Below are 15,612 nucleotides of genomic sequence, written 5' to 3'. Positions count from 1 at the left end.
TTTTGCGCATTCGTTATATTCGTCGTCCCCATGCGGGCTTGTCTGGCAAAGTGTACTTGCTCGATCTGGACAATACCCTACACCACGCGTCTTCCCATATTCTGCCCGAGATCAATCGCCAAATGACGCGCTACCTGGCCGAGCATCTTGTTTTGGACCCTCAACAAGCCAGCGAGTTGCGCACCCGCTATTGGTTGCGCTACGGTGCTACCTTGCTGGGCATGATGCGGCACCACAAAACCGACCCACACCATTTTCTGGCCAACACCCATCAGTTTCAGGGGTTCAGGCAAATCAGCTCGCGCCATGGCAGCGTGCCGCATCGTCTGGCTCGTTTGCCCGGTTTGCGGATCATGCTGACCAACGCCCCGCGCGCGTATGCGGTTGCCTTGTGCAAAGAACTTGGTCTTTATCGCCATTTGCATGCAGTTATTGCCATTGAAGACATGGTGGTTCACCAAACCTGGCGGCCCAAACCCGCCGCAATTTTGTGGCCCAACCTGAAAAGCAAATTGAAAGGCAAAAAGGCACTTCTGGTCGACGACACTTTTGGGCATCTGGAGCAGGCTGCGCGCCACGGTATTCAAACCAGCTGGATAACCTTTCCCGGCCTGGGTTTTAAGCCGCGTGGCTTAACCGCGAAAGTAAAGCACAGGGTTCGGCACTTCGAGGCCATTCGCACTGCAAGGTTTTAAGCAGAACAAACCCCACACTTTGGGTCTTTGCGAATCTTCATTTTGGTGAATTCGCAATTGCGCGAATCGTAAATTTGCAGCGTGCTGTACATCGGCTGACCAAAACCCGCCAGAATTTTCAATGCCTCGCTGGCTTGCAGGGTGCCAATGACGCCAGTCAGCGGGGCAAACACACCCATGGTCGCGCAGCGTACTTCAGACACATCGTCGCCCTCAGGGAACAGGCAGTGGTAGCAGGGCGCCTCGGGATTGTTCAATTCGAACACCGCAAGTTGGCCATCCAGCCGAATGGCCGCACCGGAAACCAGGGGCTTGCCGAATTTCACGCAGGCCCTGTTCACAGCGTGGCGGGTTTTAAAGTTGTCGCAACAGTCCAGCACCACATCCACCTTGGCCACAAGCTGCTCAAGTTCCTCGCCCTCAAGGCGATGCGCAATTGGCACAATGGTGCTGCAGGGGTTCAGTTCATTCAAGTGGGTTTTGGCAGAATCAACCTTGGGCATGCCCACACGAGCGGTGGTGTGCAGCACCTGGCGTTGCAAGTTGGTCAGGTCGACTTCGTCGTCGTCGGCAATGTAAAGGGTACCTACGCCTGCGCTGGCCAGGTAAAGCGCACTGGGGCAACCCAGGCCACCGGCACCCACCACCAGCACTTTCGAACTGGCAATGCGGGATTGACCCTCAATTCCAATTTCATCAAGAAGTATATGACGGGAGTACCGAAGTAACTCCTCGTCATTCAAGTCTCGCAGGTCCATGGTTTGGCCGCCTGGATGGCTGCTTACTTGGTCGCTTTTGCAGTTTGTGCTGCTTTGCGGTTTTGCACGACCGGCTTGCCTTTCAGGTAATTCAATGCCTGCTGCAACTGGTAGTCGTCTTTATCGCCGAATACAACGGGTTTCATGTCTGCATTCTTGTTGCCGTCGGCTTTTTTCTCGCTTGGTGTTTCCTCGCCCTTGTCGTTGCTCAAGTGGCGTGTCAGGTCAGCCTCACGAACGCGCTCAACAATATCGCCTTCCGGGGTTTCGGTCACCACGTAATCGGGTTCAATGCCTTTGGCCTGAATGCTACGGCCCTTTGGGGTGTAGTAGCGCGCAGTGGTCAACTTGATTGCAGTGTTGTTGTTCAGGGGCAAAATGGTTTGCACAGACCCCTTGCCGAAGGTCTGTGTACCCAACACCTTGGCGCGGTTGTGGTCTTGCAATGCACCAGCCACGATTTCCGAGGCTGAAGCCGACCCACCGTTCACCACTACAATCATGGGCACCGTTTTGGCAATCGGGCTTAGTTCTTTCAAGTAGTCTTTCTCACGGCCGCGAAGGTAGTCTTCAGGGCCAGCCACCAGTTTGCGCTGGGAGTCTTCGGTGCGGCCATCGGTTGAAACCACCAAGGTATTTTGTGGCAAGAATGCAGCGCTTACACCCACAGCAGCATTCAACAAACCACCCGGGTCGTTGCGCAAATCAAGCACCAAACCTTTCATGGGGGTTTTGGCTTGCAAAGTATTAATGGCTTTCACCAAATACTCGCCGGTGTGTTCTTGAAACTGGGTAATGCGCACGTAACCAATGCTGTCATCCAGCATTTTTGATTTCACGCTTTGAACGCGAATTACATCGCGAACAATGGTGACTTCAATGGGCTTGTCCGCTTCCTTGCGCAGCAAAGTCAGGCGAATCTCTGTTTTGGGCTTGCCGCGCATCAGGTTCACTGCATCAGACAAACTCATGCCCTTGGTCGGCTTGTCATCAATTTTTACGATCAAGTCGCCAGCTTTCACACCCGCTTTCGCGGCTGGGGTGTCTTCAATGGGGGAAATTACCTTGACGAAGCCGTCTTCCGTGCCCACTTCAATGCCCAGACCACCAAATTCACCTTGGGTGCCTACGCGCAGTTCTTTGAATGCTTCAGCATCCAGGTAGCTGGAATGAGGGTCAAGATTGGACACCATGCCGCTGATGGCACCATTGAACAATTTGTCGTCGCCTACTGGTTCGACATAAAAATTCTTGATGGCGCCGAACACCTCGGTGAACTGACGAAGTTCGCTCAAAGGCAATGCTTCAGGCTGTTGCCGCTGGGCCACCGCACTGATGCCCACACTCACTAATACACCGGCTACAACACCGACAGATACCAAACTTATTTGACGCAATTTTTGACGCATAATTCCTACTGACCTTTGGTCCACGAAATAGGATCGAAGGGTTGTCCCTGATGCCTTAGTTCAAAGTATAAACCAGTATCAAGATTACCACTGCTGTTGCCAGTTTCCGCAATGGTGTCACCCGGTTTCACGGAATCTCCAGATCTTTTCATTAATTTACCATTGTTGCCATACACGCTCAGAAATTGGTCGCCGTGGTCAATAATCACGATTTCACCAAAGCCTCGAAGCCATTCAGCAAAAACAACACGACCTGCACCAACGGCTCGAACACCTTGCCCAGCCTCGGTTGCAATGAAAATTCCTTTCCATGAAGGGCCTTGACCATCCTTGGATCGCGTTTTGCCAAACTGACCCGCCACAGTGCCCTGGACAGGCAAAACCAGGCGACCTTTCAGTTTTGCGAACTCCCCCGTACTGGGCATGGGCGGTGGCGCAGTGTATTCCGGTTTGCTGGGTTCCTTGCCCCCACTGCTCTTGCCAGCCTGCTTTTGCTGCTGGGCGGCCAAAGCCTGTCGGCGCTTGGCTTCCTCAATGGCTTTGGCCAATTCTGTAATCACATTGCTCAGGCGTTTTTCATCGCGTTGCAGCCTGGTGCGTTCCAGTTCCTGGTTTTTCAGTTTGGAATTCAGGTCGGCAATTAACTGATTTCGCTCTTCGCGCTGGGCCACCAACTCACGCCGACTTTTGCTCTGCTCCGCAATCGTGCTCTCAAGCTTTTCCTGTTTTTTCTCAAGGCCAAGCCGAATGGCTTGTAGCTCGCGGGCCTGTGTGGCTTGTTTTGCCGCCAAATCGCGCTCCGCGGCGGAAATTCGTTCATACCAATAGCTTTCTCGCGCGGCTTCGCTGGCCGATTTGCCCGCCAGCCAGGCCTGCGTGGGGTTCACTTCAACCCGCCGATATTGGTTGCGCATCACCTCAGCCAAGCGGGCCTGCGTGCTTTCCAAGCTGCGCTGCACTTCGGCTTCTTCTGCACTCAACTTTTTAATGTCGCTTTCCAGTCCATCGCGGTCTTTGTCCAGCGCGTCCAGCCGTGTTTGTGTTTTGTCCAGCCGCTGTTCCAGCAAAGTCAGCGCTTGGGCAGCCTGCTTTTTCTCGCCACTGGTTTCATTGATTTCCTTTTTCAATGCATCCAGTTTGCGGCGTACCTCATCGCGTTCTTGCTTCACGCCAGCGGGGTCCCGCACCCCTGTTTGCGCAGTCGTGGAAACCGGCGCAGCCAAGGCAATACTTGCCAGCAACACCACAAGAATGTTGCTGGCTCGGTAGTTCAAACTCGATAGGTTGCTCACTGGGGCTTACTTGGCCTTGCCTTGGTTTTTAACGGCAGCCATGGCTGCTTCAATCTCGGCCTGATCGCCCAGGTAATAATTGCGAATCGGCTTTAGATTTTCGTCCAGCTCGTACACCAAAGGGCGTGCGGTCGGAATGTTTACCTTCAGAATGTCTTCTTCACTCAGGTTGTCCAAGTACTTGATCAGTGCACGCAAGGAATTGCCGTGCGCTGCAATCATGACTTTCTTGCCTGCCTTGATTGCGGGGGCAATGCCTTCTTTCCACAAGGGAATCACTCGGTCAACCGTGTCTTTCAAGCATTCAGTCAGCGGTATTTCTTCAGGCTTAAGGCGCGCATAGCGTGGGTCGTTGCCCGCAAAGCGGGGGTCATCGATTTTCAAGGGGTTGGGCGCAATCGCGTAGGCGCGGCGCCAAATCAACACCTGTTCTTCACCAAACTTGGCTGCAGTTTCAGATTTGTTTAAACCCTGCAAGTCACCATAGTGACGTTCGTTCAAGCGCCACGCGTGCACCACGGGCAGCCACATTTGGTCCATTTGGTCCAGTGCAATCCACAGTGTGCGGATGGCGCGTTTCAATACCGACGTGTACGCCACGTCAAAGCTGTAGCCCTCGGCTTTCAGCAAATCGCCAGCCTTTCGTGCTTCTTCGCGACCCTTTTCGGTCAAGTCCACATCGGCCCAGCCGGTGAAGCGGTTTTCCAGGTTCCATTGGCTCTCGCCGTGGCGCATTAATACAAGTTTGTACATGTTTGTGGCCTTTAAGTTGCTGTCTAATTAGGCAAACCTCCATTTTAGCCTCGATTCAAGGGGATATAATGGTCGGCCCATCAAGACCCACTTATTGCAGGATTTATGTCGCAGGAATTTCTGATTCAAAACAGCTGGCTCATCGCCTTGGCCGTCGGTTCTGGCCTCATGTTGATTTGGCCCGTGTTGACCAAAGGTGGCGGTACGCGCGTCACCGTGCCCCAGGCCACGCTTATGATCAACCAAAAGAAGGCAGTGCTGATCGACATCCGGGAAGATGATTTCGTCAACAATTCCGGCGTGGTGCCCAATGCCAAGCGCATTGCCATCAAGGAACTTAAAGACAAAGCCAATACCCTGGCGAAAACCAAAGAAACGCCACTAATCGTGTTGTGCCAAACTGGCGCACGTTCAGGTGCTGCAGCCACTGTGCTGAAAGCAGCGGGCTACACGGAAGTATTCGTGCTCGATGGCGGCCTAAATGCATGGAAAGAAGCTGGAATGCCCGTCAAGAAGGTGGAGGCGGGTGAGGCTGCGCCTGCAAAGCCCCGCGCACCCAAGCCCGCCAAGCAATCACCGAACAAGCAGTAACCAAATAAGCGGTAAAGGAGTCGTAATGAGCAATGTCAAAGCCCCTGTTCGCATGTACACCAGTGCGGTGTGCCCATTTTGCGTGCGCGCCGAACGCCTGCTGGGCGAGCGCGGAGTGCAAAACATCGAGAAGATTCGTGTAGATCTGGACCCTTCTCAAAAAGAAAAGATGATGGCCGAAACCGGCCGCCGCACCGTGCCTCAAATTTACATCGGCAGCACCCATGTTGGTGGTTGCGATGACCTCTTCGATTTAGATCGGGCTGGTAAGCTGTTGGAATTGCTGGGTCAAGCCAGTTAAGCATCCCGCATTTTTTCATTCATTCAATAGGAGCCAGCAAATGGCCGAACAGAATTCAGAAGCCGTGTTTCAAATGCAGCGCGTGTACATCAAAGACGCTTCGCTTGAACTGCCCAATGCACCCCAAATTTTTCTTGAAAAGAACGCGCCGAAAATTGAAGTGGCCGTGGATGTTGGTGCACAACGTCTGGCTGAGAATATTTTTGAGTCGGAAGTCACCGTGACCGTGACTGCGAAAATCGACGACAAAGTTGCTTTTCTTGTGGAATGCAAACAAGCTGGCATTTTCGAAATCTCCAATGTGCCCGAAGAGCAGTTCGATCCATTGTTGGGTATTTTGTGCCCCAACATGATCTACCCCTACCTGCGTGCGAATGTGGCTGATTTGATTACCCGCACAGGCTTCCCCCCCGTGCATTTGTCCGACATTAATTTTGAGCAGTTCTATCAGCAGCGCTTGGCGGCTGCGCAAGAACAGCAGGCTGCTGCAAGCAAGCAGAACGGTTCTGGCATTATTACCACCGCTTAATTGGTGGCGCGCATGAACATCACCGTGTTTGGGGCGGGGGCGTGGGGCACCGCTGTGGCAGCCCACATGTCGTTTGCCCACGATGTGGTGTTGTGGGGTCGAGACCCTTCGGTGCTGGAATCAATTGCCGGTCACCGAGAAAACCCGCGATATTTGGCGGGCATCAAACTACACCCCAGCTTAAAAGTGCAAGGCGATTTCAGCCTTGCAGCTCGACATTCTTTGGATAACTCCGCAGCCCTTTGGGTGCTCGGCACCCCAATGGGCGCATTGCGTCAAACCCTTGAGCATCTGCTGCAAATTGCTCCCATCGAGCAATGGCCCCCGCTGGTGTGGCTGTGCAAAGGTTTTGAGGTGGGCACGGGTTTAATGCCGCATCAAGTGGTTGAAGAAGTGCTCGGCAAGCCATACGGCGGTGCGCTTACGGGCCCATCGTTTGCGGCTGAAGTGGCGCGAGGTTTGCCCTGTGCACTGACCGCCGCGTCAGCCGATGAGCCCACCCGTCAGGCCATGGTTCAGGCCGCGCACCATGCTGCGTTGCGGGTGTATGAACTTGATGATCTTGTTGGTGCAGAAGTCGGCGGGGCTGTAAAAAACATCATGGCCGTGGCCACAGGTATTTGCGATGGTTTGCAGTTGGGCCTGAACGCACGTGCTGCGCTGATAACCCGTGGCATGGCGGAAATTAAACGCCTAGCCGTGGCATTGGGCGCGCAGGCTGAAACCTTGAATGGGCTTTCGGGTTTTGGTGATCTTATTTTGACTTGCACAGGCGATTTGTCCAGAAACCGCCGGGTTGGTTTGATGCTGGCCCAGGGCAAGTCGCTGGACACCATTTTGAAAGAGCTTGGGCAGGTGGCGGAAGGCGTGAAGTGCGCGCCTGTGGTGAAAGAACTTGCCGCCAAGCTGGGTGTGGACATGCCAATTACTGCAGCGGTGAATGCCGTGTTGTTTGAAGGGGTAAGCCCAGGCGAGGGCGTTTTGCGGTTGCTGGCGCGGGAAGCGCGGTCGGAAGAAGCGGAATAGCCACTCGGCGTTCGCGCTGGCGCCAACTCGTCGTTTGCGTTGTTACCAGCTCTACATTTGCGCTATTGCCGACCCGCCGCGGGTTGTTTGTCCCGCACTGAAAACCGCCTAATCCCTTTTTGAAATTCATCCTGGCTTACAAAATTCGGCAAAAGAAACGGCCGAATTTTGTATCGGCCGTTGGCCGAACGCTGCGGTTGAATTCAAACGGGGCGGTTTTCTTGAAGCGCAGAACAAGCAAACCCACTGCCGGCTGGCTGAGCAGGCTCCCGCGTGATCAATCACTGGTCTGGTTCAAGACCAATCGGCAGCGAGATCCCAATCGCTTCGCCTTGAAGAAAACCTGCCCGTTTGAATTCACATGCCACGGTCGGCCAAAGGCCGACATCTTTCTCGACCATCTGTTTTGTCGAGAAAGATGAGTCAGTGTGAACTTCAAAAAGGGAAATACAGGTTTTCAGGCGAAGTATTGGGACTCGCGCCGATTGGGCGTATAACTCGCGCTGGCTTAATTTCCGCCGTCAAATCCCAATTGCCGCCACGCCTCATACACCACAACAGCCACCGAATTCGACAAATTCAGCGACCTGCTCTCGGGCCGCATGGGCAATCGCAACCAGTTGTCGCGTTCGAACCAGTTCCGAACACCTTCGGAAAGTCCGCGTGTTTCGCTGCCAAACATCAAAAAATCACCTGCTTTAAACTGCACTTCAAACGGCGAGTTCTTCCCTTTGGTGGTCATGGCAAAGCATCGGTTGCGGTCGGGTTGGCATGTGTCCAGAAATGTTTGCCAGTCGGCATGCACTTTCATGTTCGCAAATTCATGGTAATCGAGTCCGGCGCGGCGCATGCGCGCGTCTTCCAATGGGAAACCCAGCGGCTCGATTAAATGTAACTGCACGCCCGTGTTGGCGCACAAGCGAATAATATTGCCCGTGTTGGGCGGAATTTCTGGTTCAACCAAAACTACGTGGATCATTCTGGGGTCCTGCAAACAGCCATGGTGACAATCGATTTTGCGCCCGCTTTCTCAAGCGCTTGAACGCAACTTTCAAGGGTGGCGCCAGTGGTAATTACATCGTCCACAAGGCCAATCCGCAGGCCGTGTGGAATAGGGCGCGTGGCAATGAAGGCGTTTTCCAGATTGCTTAATCGCTCGGCCCTGCCCAGTTCGGCTTGCGCGCCAGCCTCTTTAATTTTGATTAGCCAGTCGGTTTGAACAGGGCGCTGAATGTACTTACCAGCGTGCCGGGCAATCAGCGCGGCTTGATTATAGCCCCGCTGTCTTGATTTTTCGCGGCTGCTTGGCACCGGAATCAGCAAATCAGGCAAAGGGGCGCTGGCCCGCAAGGCGGCCATGCCCAACCACAGCCCTAGAAATTTCGACAAACCGTGGGCCTTGCCATACTTCAACTGTGCAATCCACTGGTCAAAAGGCGGTACATAGTCACAGCACACCACGCAATCATGCAAGCGTGCATTGGGTTCCTGCAGTGCAGCCCGGCAATGTCGGCAGTGGGTCCAGCCAAAAGCCTGCAATCGCGGGCCCAATGTCAGTGCGCAGGTTTCGCATCGTACCTTGGGTGTGTTTTCAATCAGCAAAAGGCAATGGTTGCACACATGGCGCCCCAGCGGGTGTAAATAGGGGTTATTGAGCCCACCTTGGCAAGCCGCGCAACGCCTGGGCAGCGCCGCATTGAACAATGCGTCACTTACCTGCCAACAACTTCGATAGAATGGGCTGCCTGCTAATTTGTTTGAAATGGTCTTGCTCACAATGTCCTTGCAGTTCTGGAAACATCCCCGTTCAAATGTCGCGCTTGCTGCCCAGTGGCAAAAGCGTGCGCGCGCGCCGCTGCCTTTCATTCTCGAAGAGGTCAACAAGCGCATGGTGGACCGAGCGCAGATCATGCGCCCAGTCGAGGGAGGCCTGGTGCACCAAGGCTGGTTACACCCTGGCGCGCTTGGCAGTGTGAAGCAGCTGTTTACAGGTCGCGAATTCACTGTGTTTGCCCCGCAGGCCATCGATCTGCCCGCGGCGGAAGTCGACAAAGCCGCTGCATCTTTTCTTGCCAAGCTGTGGCCGGGGCGCAGTGCATTGCCGAAATCGCAGGCAGCCACACAGCTGCCCATCAATGGTGTATTGCCTTTGGCCAATGAAAGCCAGGCCATGGTATGGTCGCCGCTTTGGTTGCATGCCATTGAGGACCCAGCTCAGCAAATGGCCGAATGGCTGCGCGTGCTTAAACCTGAAGGCGGTGTGTTTTTCAGCTGTTTTGGGCCAGACACTGCCCGCGAGTTGCACGGCTTTGCGCAAGCCTTGGGTGAAACCTTCCCCGATTTCGCCGACATGCACGACATCGGCGACTTGATGAGCAAGCAGGGTTTTTCCGATCCCGTCATGGAAATGGAAAAGCTCACCCTGACCTACACCACCGCGGAGAAGCTGTTGGCCGACTGGCGCGCTTTGGTGGGCAACAACTTGATGGCTAGAAATACGAGCCTGCTAACGCCGGGGCGCCACGTGCGCGCTGTGCAGCAGCTTGAAAATTTACGTAATTCTGAAACAGGCCGCATTTCGCTGACGCTTGAACTAGTCTACGGCCATGCCTGGAAAGTAAAACGAAAAACAAAAATCGATGTGGCCACCGTGAAAATCACAGACATAAAGGGTCGCAAAGGGCCGAAATAACGTTGTGCTGCGCAGCATTTTCAAATGTAGCGCATTGTTTTCAACTTATTTCGGGGAAATCAGGGTTTGATTGCACCTGTCATATTGCTTGCGTCTTGGCCTTGAGCCTATAATTCGAAGGTTTCGATGCACTCTTTTGGGTGTGGGTTGGGTCTGAATGAATGCTCTCTGAGAGGTAAATGGGCATGATTCCAGAAAGTTCAAGTTCTGCAGGCGAGCCTGTTGATGCATTGGGTGCGGGTCAGGCAAGCGAACCGCAAAGCAAAACGTGGGTTTTCAGGCGGAATTGTTCGCTGACTCCCAAGCAGCTTTTGCATTGGTATTTAAGCCTGTGTGCAATCACTCTCGTGATTGCAACCGGCTTTTTGCTGGCAGGCTTCTGGATTGTGCTTCCCTTTGCAGGCTTGGAATTGTTTTTGGTGGGTACGGCCTTTGTAGTCTACGCAAGGCATGCGGCAGACTACGAAATGATCGAGTTGCAACCCAATCAGCTTGTTCTGGTGATGGCAGATGGCGCAAAGCTAACCCAGCTGAAATGGACTCCCCAGTGGGCGAAGTTAAGTTACAACGGTAAATACAAAGCGCCCTTGCTGTTTAGTCACAGGGGGCAACAAGTGAAAATAGGCAAGTTTATTGCCGAGAAAGACAAGTCAGCGTTGCACCGTGAATTGAAAGCGGCGTTGGCAAGGGCAACATGTCCCGTTTAGGGCTGTCGCTTCCACCAGTTTGATATTTTTTTTGAGATTGAGGATCGCCATGTTGAAGTCGTCCTTGGGTATTCGCAAAGTAGTAGCATCTGCTGCCGCAATCGCGATGACATCCTTTGGAGGTGCTGCGTTCGCCGAGAATGTTTCTGGGCAGCCCCTGCAGTACAACCTCGTTGAGCCGGTTACCGAAATCGCGCGTCAAATCTATGATTTGCACACGTTGATGCTAGTGATCTGTCTGGTTATTTTCGTAGCCGTATTCGGCGTGATGTTTTACTCAATCTATGCGCACCGCAAGTCAAAGGGTGCAAAGTCAGCCTCCTTCCACGAAAGCGTGAAAGTTGAAATTGCGTGGACCATCGTGCCTTTCCTGATCGTGATCGGTATGGCCTTGCCCGCAACCAAAACAGTGGTCGCAATGAAAGACACTTCCAACGCCGACCTGACCATCAAGGCCACGGGTTATCAGTGGAAATGGGGTTACGAGTATTTGGCTGGTGAAGGCGAAGGCATTTCCTTCCTGTCTACCCTGGCGACACCTCGAGACCAGATCGACGACCATGAAGGCCAGGCAGTGGCACGTGGTGAAAACTACCTGATGGAAGTTGACAACCACGTGGTTGTACCCGTCGGCAAGAAAGTGCGCGTGGTCACCACTGCGAACGACGTGATTCACGCCTGGATGATTCCCGCCTTTGGCGTGAAACAAGACGCGATTCCAGGTTTTGTTCGCGACACCTGGTTCAAGGCTGAAGAAGAAGGCATTTACCGCGGTCAGTGTGCTGAATTGTGTGGCAAAGACCACGCGTACATGCCCATTGTTGTGGAAGTGATGTCTGAAGAAAACTATTCCACTTGGGTACAAGCCAAGCTGGAAGAAATGAAAGCCAAGCAAGACGACCCCACTAAAGAATGGGCGGCCGCCGACTTGATCGCCCGTGGCGAGCAGGTCTACAACGCAAACTGTGCAGCTTGTCACCAAGCCACAGGTGAAGGCATCCCCGGTGCATTCCCTACCCTGGTTGCAGCACCGTCGGTTGTTGGTCCTCAAGATGCGCAAATTGGCATCTTGCTGAACGGCATCGGTGCTGGCATGCCAGCTTGGAAGCAGTTAAGCGATGTTGAAATTGCTTCAGTGATTACATACACAAGAAACGCTTGGGCCAATGCTGGCACAGGTACAGACCCGGTTGTTCAGCCAAGTGCTGTTACGGCTGCACGTTAATATTGCTTAGGAGATTTACATGAGCACTACCGCGGCAGATTTAACCCACGGACATGGTCACGACCATGACCACGCGCACGACCACCCGCACGGCTGGCGCCGTTGGTTGTACGCAACCAACCACAAAGACATTGGTACGATGTACCTGATTTTCTCGTTCGTCATGCTGATCGAGGGCGGCGTACTGGCCTTGATGCTGCGTGCAGAACTGTTCTCGCCTGGCCTGCAATTGGTTCAGCCCGAGTTCTTTAACCAGCTCACCACCATGCACGGTCTGATTATGGTGTTTGGTGCGGTAATGCCTGCGTTCGTGGGTTTTGCCAACTGGATGATTCCGCTGCAAATCGGCTGTTCCGACATGGCGTTTGCCCGCATGAACAACTTCAGCTTCTGGCTGATGGTTCCTGCCGCAATCATTCTGACAGCGTCATTCTTCATGCCCGGTGGCGCAACAGCTGCTGGCTGGACCTTGTACGCGCCGTTGTCCATTCAAATGGGCCCCGGCATGGATGCTGCCATTTTCGCGATGCACATCCTGGGTGCTTCATCGATCATGGGTTCCATCAACATCATCACCACCATCCTGAACATGCGCGCGCCTGGCATGACCTTGATGAAAATGCCGATGTTTGCCTGGACCTGGTTGATTACGGCCTACCTGTTGATCGCGGTAATGCCCGTGTTGGCCGGTGCCATCACCATGGTGTTGACTGACCGTCACTTCGGTACTTCCTTCTTCAACGCCGCTGGCGGTGGCGACCCCGTGATGTATCAACACATCTTCTGGTTCTTCGGACACCCAGAGGTGTACATCATGATTTTGCCTGCTTTCGGCATCATCAGCCACATCGTGCCAACGTTCGCCCGCAAAACACTGTTCGGCTACAGCTCAATGGTTTATGCCACAGCGTCCATCGCGATTCTGTCGTTCATCGTGTGGGCGCACCACATGTTTACAACCGGCATGCCAGTGACCGGCCAGTTGTTCTTCATGTACGCCACCATGCTGATCGCGGTGCCAACCGGCGTAAAAGTGTTCAACTGGCTGGCCACCATGTGGCGCGGCTCAATGACTTTCGAAACCCCCATGTTGTTCGCAGTGGGTTTCATTTTCGTGTTCACAATGGGTGGTTTCACCGGCCTTATTCTGGCTGTTGCGCCAGTTGATATTCAGTTGCAAGACACCTATTACGTGGTTGCTCATTTCCACTACGTGTTGGTAGCTGGTTCGCTGTTTGCCTTGTTTGCGGGTACTTACTACTGGTTGCCCAAGTGGTCTGGCCGCATGTACAGCGAAAAGCTGGGTAAGCTGCACTTCTGGTCTTCACTGATCAGCTTTAACGTGACCTTCTTCCCGATGCACTTCTTGGGATTGGCTGGCATGCCACGTCGCTACGCCGATTACGCCACGCAGTTCACTGACTTCCATGCCATTGCCACCGTCGGTGCGTTCTGGTTCGGTCTATCTCAGTTGATCTTCCTGTGGTGTGTATTGCGTGCCTGGACGTTCCAGAAAGGCGAGCAAGCGCCTGCCAAGCCATGGGAAGGCGCGGAAGGCCTGGAGTGGACTGTTCCATCACCAGCACCGTTCCACACATTTGAAGATCCACCCACAGTGAAGTAATTCACAAGGGTTAACGCGCGGGGGTTCGGCTTAAATGGCAAACCCCCGTTGTGTAAAAAGGAAAATATTGTGAAGTCCGAAGAAAAGGAAAAAGCCAAGCAAAACAAACGCACAGGTTTGATTTTGTTGTCAGTGGCCGCCGTGTTCTTCCTTGGGATTTTGGTCCGTAAGGTGATGGAACCCAGCATTTTGAGTTTGGTGAATTAGAAACAAAGCAGCAGTAGAGGTGAAGCGGCATGGCACAAGGAAACAACCAGAAATCAGGCGGTTTGCACAAGCAAATGCTGGTGCGGTTAATGGTGATCGTAGTGGCCATGTTTGGTTTTGGTTACGCGTTGGTGCCTATTTATGAGGCGATTTGCGAAATCACCGGAATCAATGTGCTAACTCAGCAAGACAAGAATGCGGCTGACATACTGAAGAACACGCAAGTGGACACCAGCCGCAGTATTGAAGTGATTTTTGATGCCAATGAGCGGGGCAAGTTTCAGTTCAAACCTGAAACGAATCGCATGATGGTCCACCCCGGTGAATTGGTCACAATGAATTACGTGGTGTACAACAACCTGAAGAACGACACGGCAGGCCAGGCCATACCCAGTTATTTGCCCAGCAAAGCAGCTGAGCATTTCACCAAGCTGGAATGTTTTTGCTTCAAACAGCAACCATTCAAGGCAGGTGAAACGAAAGAATTTCCGGTGGTGTTTGTGATCAACCCGAAGTTGCCACAAGACGTACACACCATTACCTTGAGTTACACGTTTTTTGAAGTGGCTGGAGCCACTGCCATGGTTTCGGAGTAATGTCGGAAGACATTAAAAAAGCGGCTTCTCGCAAAGCGACCAAGGCCACTTTTCTCCAAACATTGTCGGCGGTGTTGTGGTCGTTTTTTGGTGTTCGGAAGGGTGCAAACCACTCCGAAGACATGCAAAAATTAAATCCTGTCCACGTCATCATCGTGGGCCTGCTGGCAGCCGCGGGTTTTGTGCTCGGCTTGCTGGCATTGGTAAATTATGTGGTGGGTTCCGCTTAAGCCGTACGGAATCTGCTGTTGCAGTACTAAAGCATCTAAATTAAAGAAATAGGAGAAACCACCATGCGTGCGAATGCACCATATTATTTTGTGCCCGGCTTGTCCCAGTGGCCTGTGCTTGGCGCAGTGGCCATGTTCTTTTTTGTGTTGGGCATGTCCCAGTGGGTCAACGGTGAGGCCTCTGGCCCCTACCTGTTTGCACTCAGCATGGCGATTCTTATTTATGTGCTGACAGGTTGGTTTAAGCATGTGGTCGGTGAATCCGAAAGTGGCCAGTACAGCGCACGCGTGGATGTCTCTTTCCGCTGGTCCATGGGCTGGTTCATTTTTTCTGAAGTCATGTTCTTTGCGGCATTCTTCGGCGCGCTGTTCTATGCGCGTCAAATTGCATTGCCCTGGCTTGGCGACATCGACAACAAAGCGTTCCTGTGGCCCGATTTCACTGCCAACTGGCCAAACACTGGTCCTGCCGGCATTGTGGATTCATTCCAGACCATGGGCCCTTGGCCAATTCCAACCATCAACACTGCGTTGTTGCTCACATCTGGCCTTACGCTGACGTGGGCACACCATGCCTTGATCGCGAACAAGCGCTCACAGTTGATCTGGGGCTTGGCGCTGACCGTGTTGTTGGGCGCCGTGTTCATGGGTTTCCAGGTGTATGAATATGTTCACGCCTATCGCGACTTGAACCTGAAGATGACTTCCGGTATTTTCGGTTCGACCTTCTTTATGCTGACCGGGTTTCACGGTTTCCACGTCACCATTGGTGCAATCATGCTGTTCTTCATCATGATCCGTTGCATCAAGGGCCATTTCACACCTGACAGCCATTTCGCTTTCGAAGCCGCTGCATGGTATTGGCACTTTGTGGATGTTGTGTGGTTGGGCTTGTACGTGGTGGTGTATTGGTTATAAGTGGCTGTAAGCAAGTAAAAATTTGCTAGCTTGGTCACAACAATAAAAAAGCCACTGGA

At 53.2% G+C, this 15,612-nt stretch carries 19 protein-coding genes; 13 read left to right on the top strand and 6 right to left on the bottom strand.

Annotation, left to right across the window (positions count from 1 at the left end):
* The first annotated feature begins 2 nt into the window (after positions 1-2).
* Positions 3-695 carry an HAD family hydrolase gene (locus NSP04_RS01520; protein WP_257510566.1) on the top strand — a complete coding sequence of 231 codons (693 nt, stop codon included), beginning with the start codon at positions 3-5 and terminating at the stop codon, positions 693-695.
* On the opposite strand, the gene NSP04_RS01515 is transcribed toward NSP04_RS01520, so the two are convergent.
* From NSP04_RS01515 to gpmA, 4 genes are read right to left on the bottom strand one after another with little or no spacing between them, the layout of a single operon-like run.
* Complete coding sequence (locus NSP04_RS01515) at positions 692-1,438, bottom strand: HesA/MoeB/ThiF family protein (protein ID WP_257510652.1); 747 nt, start codon at positions 1,436-1,438, stop codon at positions 692-694. The genes NSP04_RS01520 and NSP04_RS01515 overlap by 4 nt on opposite strands.
* Positions 1,439-1,476: 38 nt before the next feature.
* Positions 1,477-2,865, bottom strand: a complete 1,389-nt coding sequence (locus tag NSP04_RS01510) for a S41 family peptidase (RefSeq protein WP_371824985.1) — start codon at positions 2,863-2,865, stop codon at positions 1,477-1,479.
* A gap of 2 nt (positions 2,866-2,867) precedes the next feature.
* Positions 2,868-4,154 carry a murein hydrolase activator EnvC family protein gene (locus NSP04_RS01505; protein WP_257510565.1) on the bottom strand — a complete coding sequence of 429 codons (1,287 nt, stop codon included), beginning with the start codon at positions 4,152-4,154 and terminating at the stop codon, positions 2,868-2,870.
* 6 nt (positions 4,155-4,160) lie between these two features.
* Positions 4,161-4,907: a 2,3-diphosphoglycerate-dependent phosphoglycerate mutase gene (gpmA, locus tag NSP04_RS01500; protein ID WP_257510564.1), complete on the bottom strand. Its 747-nt coding sequence runs from the start codon at positions 4,905-4,907 to the stop codon at positions 4,161-4,163.
* Positions 4,908-5,012: 105 nt separating this feature from the next.
* On the opposite strand from gpmA, the gene NSP04_RS01495 reads away from it, so the two are divergent.
* The 4 genes from NSP04_RS01495 to NSP04_RS01480 are packed head-to-tail and all read left to right on the top strand — an operon-like array spanning position 5,013 to position 7,354.
* Complete coding sequence (locus tag NSP04_RS01495) at positions 5,013-5,498, top strand: rhodanese-like domain-containing protein (RefSeq protein ID WP_257510563.1); 486 nt, start codon at positions 5,013-5,015, stop codon at positions 5,496-5,498.
* A 25-nt stretch (positions 5,499-5,523) separates the two neighbouring features.
* On the top strand, positions 5,524-5,799 hold the full coding sequence (gene grxC / locus NSP04_RS01490) for a glutaredoxin 3 (RefSeq protein WP_257510562.1): 276 nt from the start codon (positions 5,524-5,526) through the stop codon (positions 5,797-5,799).
* Positions 5,800-5,839: 40 nt separating this feature from the next.
* Positions 5,840-6,328 (top strand): protein-export chaperone SecB, encoded by a 489-nt coding sequence (gene secB / locus NSP04_RS01485; RefSeq protein ID WP_257510561.1) that lies wholly within the window; start codon positions 5,840-5,842, stop codon positions 6,326-6,328.
* Positions 6,329-6,340: 12 nt separating this feature from the next.
* Positions 6,341-7,354, top strand: a complete 1,014-nt coding sequence (locus NSP04_RS01480; RefSeq protein ID WP_257510560.1) for an NAD(P)H-dependent glycerol-3-phosphate dehydrogenase — start codon at positions 6,341-6,343, stop codon at positions 7,352-7,354.
* Between the two features lie 508 nt (positions 7,355-7,862).
* Here the strand turns inward: NSP04_RS01480 and trmL are convergent.
* A complete protein-coding gene (gene trmL / locus NSP04_RS01475; protein WP_257510559.1) occupies positions 7,863-8,333 on the bottom strand; it encodes a tRNA (uridine(34)/cytosine(34)/5-carboxymethylaminomethyluridine(34)-2'-O)-methyltransferase TrmL in 471 nt (156 codons plus the stop codon).
* Entirely contained in the window at positions 8,330-9,130 is an 801-nt protein-coding gene (locus NSP04_RS15005; protein WP_257510558.1) for a ComF family protein, read from the bottom strand. Before NSP04_RS15005 ends, trmL begins: the two co-directional genes overlap by 4 nt.
* 1 nt (position 9,131) lies before the next feature.
* On the opposite strand from NSP04_RS15005, the gene NSP04_RS01465 reads away from it, so the two are divergent.
* From NSP04_RS01465 to NSP04_RS01430, 8 genes are all read left to right on the top strand, one after another.
* On the top strand, positions 9,132-10,046 hold the full coding sequence (locus tag NSP04_RS01465) for a methyltransferase domain-containing protein (protein ID WP_257510651.1): 915 nt from the start codon (positions 9,132-9,134) through the stop codon (positions 10,044-10,046).
* Between the two features lie 179 nt (positions 10,047-10,225).
* Positions 10,226-10,753 carry a DUF2244 domain-containing protein gene (locus tag NSP04_RS01460; RefSeq protein WP_257510557.1) on the top strand — a complete coding sequence of 176 codons (528 nt, stop codon included), beginning with the start codon at positions 10,226-10,228 and terminating at the stop codon, positions 10,751-10,753.
* Between the two features lie 106 nt (positions 10,754-10,859).
* The gene (coxB, locus tag NSP04_RS01455; protein WP_257510650.1) at positions 10,860-11,978 is read left to right on the top strand and encodes a cytochrome c oxidase subunit II; all 1,119 of its coding nucleotides are present in this window, start codon (positions 10,860-10,862) and stop codon (positions 11,976-11,978) included.
* A 19-nt stretch (positions 11,979-11,997) separates the two neighbouring features.
* A complete protein-coding gene (gene ctaD / locus NSP04_RS01450) occupies positions 11,998-13,602 on the top strand; it encodes a cytochrome c oxidase subunit I (protein WP_257510556.1) in 1,605 nt (534 codons plus the stop codon).
* Between the two features lie 69 nt (positions 13,603-13,671).
* The gene (locus NSP04_RS01445; RefSeq protein ID WP_257510555.1) at positions 13,672-13,809 is read left to right on the top strand and encodes a cytochrome oxidase small assembly protein; all 138 of its coding nucleotides are present in this window, start codon (positions 13,672-13,674) and stop codon (positions 13,807-13,809) included.
* A gap of 29 nt (positions 13,810-13,838) precedes the next feature.
* Complete coding sequence (locus NSP04_RS01440) at positions 13,839-14,405, top strand: cytochrome c oxidase assembly protein (protein WP_257510554.1); 567 nt, start codon at positions 13,839-13,841, stop codon at positions 14,403-14,405.
* The gene (locus tag NSP04_RS01435) at positions 14,405-14,635 is read left to right on the top strand and encodes a DUF2970 domain-containing protein (protein WP_257510553.1); all 231 of its coding nucleotides are present in this window, start codon (positions 14,405-14,407) and stop codon (positions 14,633-14,635) included. The genes NSP04_RS01440 and NSP04_RS01435 overlap by 1 nt, the downstream gene beginning before the upstream one ends.
* A gap of 63 nt (positions 14,636-14,698) precedes the next feature.
* Complete coding sequence (locus NSP04_RS01430; RefSeq protein WP_257510552.1) at positions 14,699-15,553, top strand: cytochrome c oxidase subunit 3; 855 nt, start codon at positions 14,699-14,701, stop codon at positions 15,551-15,553.
* Positions 15,554-15,612 lie beyond the last annotated feature (59 nt).

This window comes from Limnobacter parvus, assembly GCF_024623725.1.
GTDB classification, from domain to species: Bacteria; Pseudomonadota; Gammaproteobacteria; order Burkholderiales; family Burkholderiaceae_B; genus Limnobacter; species Limnobacter parvus.
Note: the sequence above shows the minus strand (reverse complement) of the source record. Positions and strands in the feature narration are given on the sequence as shown.

Bases quoted from the DNA above. Each gene is read 5' to 3' on its own strand.
- gpmA (WP_257510564.1), bottom strand. From the start codon at position 4,907: ATGTACAAACTTGTATTAATGCGCCACGGCGAGAGCCAATGGAACCTG.
- NSP04_RS01495 (WP_257510563.1), top strand. From the start codon at position 5,013: ATGTCGCAGGAATTTCTGATTCAAAACAGCTGGCTCATCGCCTTGGCC.
- grxC (WP_257510562.1), top strand. From the start codon at position 5,524: ATGAGCAATGTCAAAGCCCCTGTTCGCATGTACACCAGTGCGGTGTGC.
- secB (WP_257510561.1), top strand. From the start codon at position 5,840: ATGGCCGAACAGAATTCAGAAGCCGTGTTTCAAATGCAGCGCGTGTAC.
- NSP04_RS01480 (WP_257510560.1), top strand. From the start codon at position 6,341: ATGAACATCACCGTGTTTGGGGCGGGGGCGTGGGGCACCGCTGTGGCA.
- trmL (WP_257510559.1), bottom strand. From the start codon at position 8,333: ATGATCCACGTAGTTTTGGTTGAACCAGAAATTCCGCCCAACACGGGC.
- NSP04_RS01465 (WP_257510651.1), top strand. From the start codon at position 9,132: ATGTCCTTGCAGTTCTGGAAACATCCCCGTTCAAATGTCGCGCTTGCT.
- NSP04_RS01460 (WP_257510557.1), top strand. From the start codon at position 10,226: ATGGGCATGATTCCAGAAAGTTCAAGTTCTGCAGGCGAGCCTGTTGAT.
- coxB (WP_257510650.1), top strand. From the start codon at position 10,860: ATGACATCCTTTGGAGGTGCTGCGTTCGCCGAGAATGTTTCTGGGCAG.
- ctaD (WP_257510556.1), top strand. From the start codon at position 11,998: ATGAGCACTACCGCGGCAGATTTAACCCACGGACATGGTCACGACCAT.
- NSP04_RS01440 (WP_257510554.1), top strand. From the start codon at position 13,839: ATGGCACAAGGAAACAACCAGAAATCAGGCGGTTTGCACAAGCAAATG.
- NSP04_RS01435 (WP_257510553.1), top strand. From the start codon at position 14,405: ATGTCGGAAGACATTAAAAAAGCGGCTTCTCGCAAAGCGACCAAGGCC.
- NSP04_RS01430 (WP_257510552.1), top strand. From the start codon at position 14,699: ATGCGTGCGAATGCACCATATTATTTTGTGCCCGGCTTGTCCCAGTGG.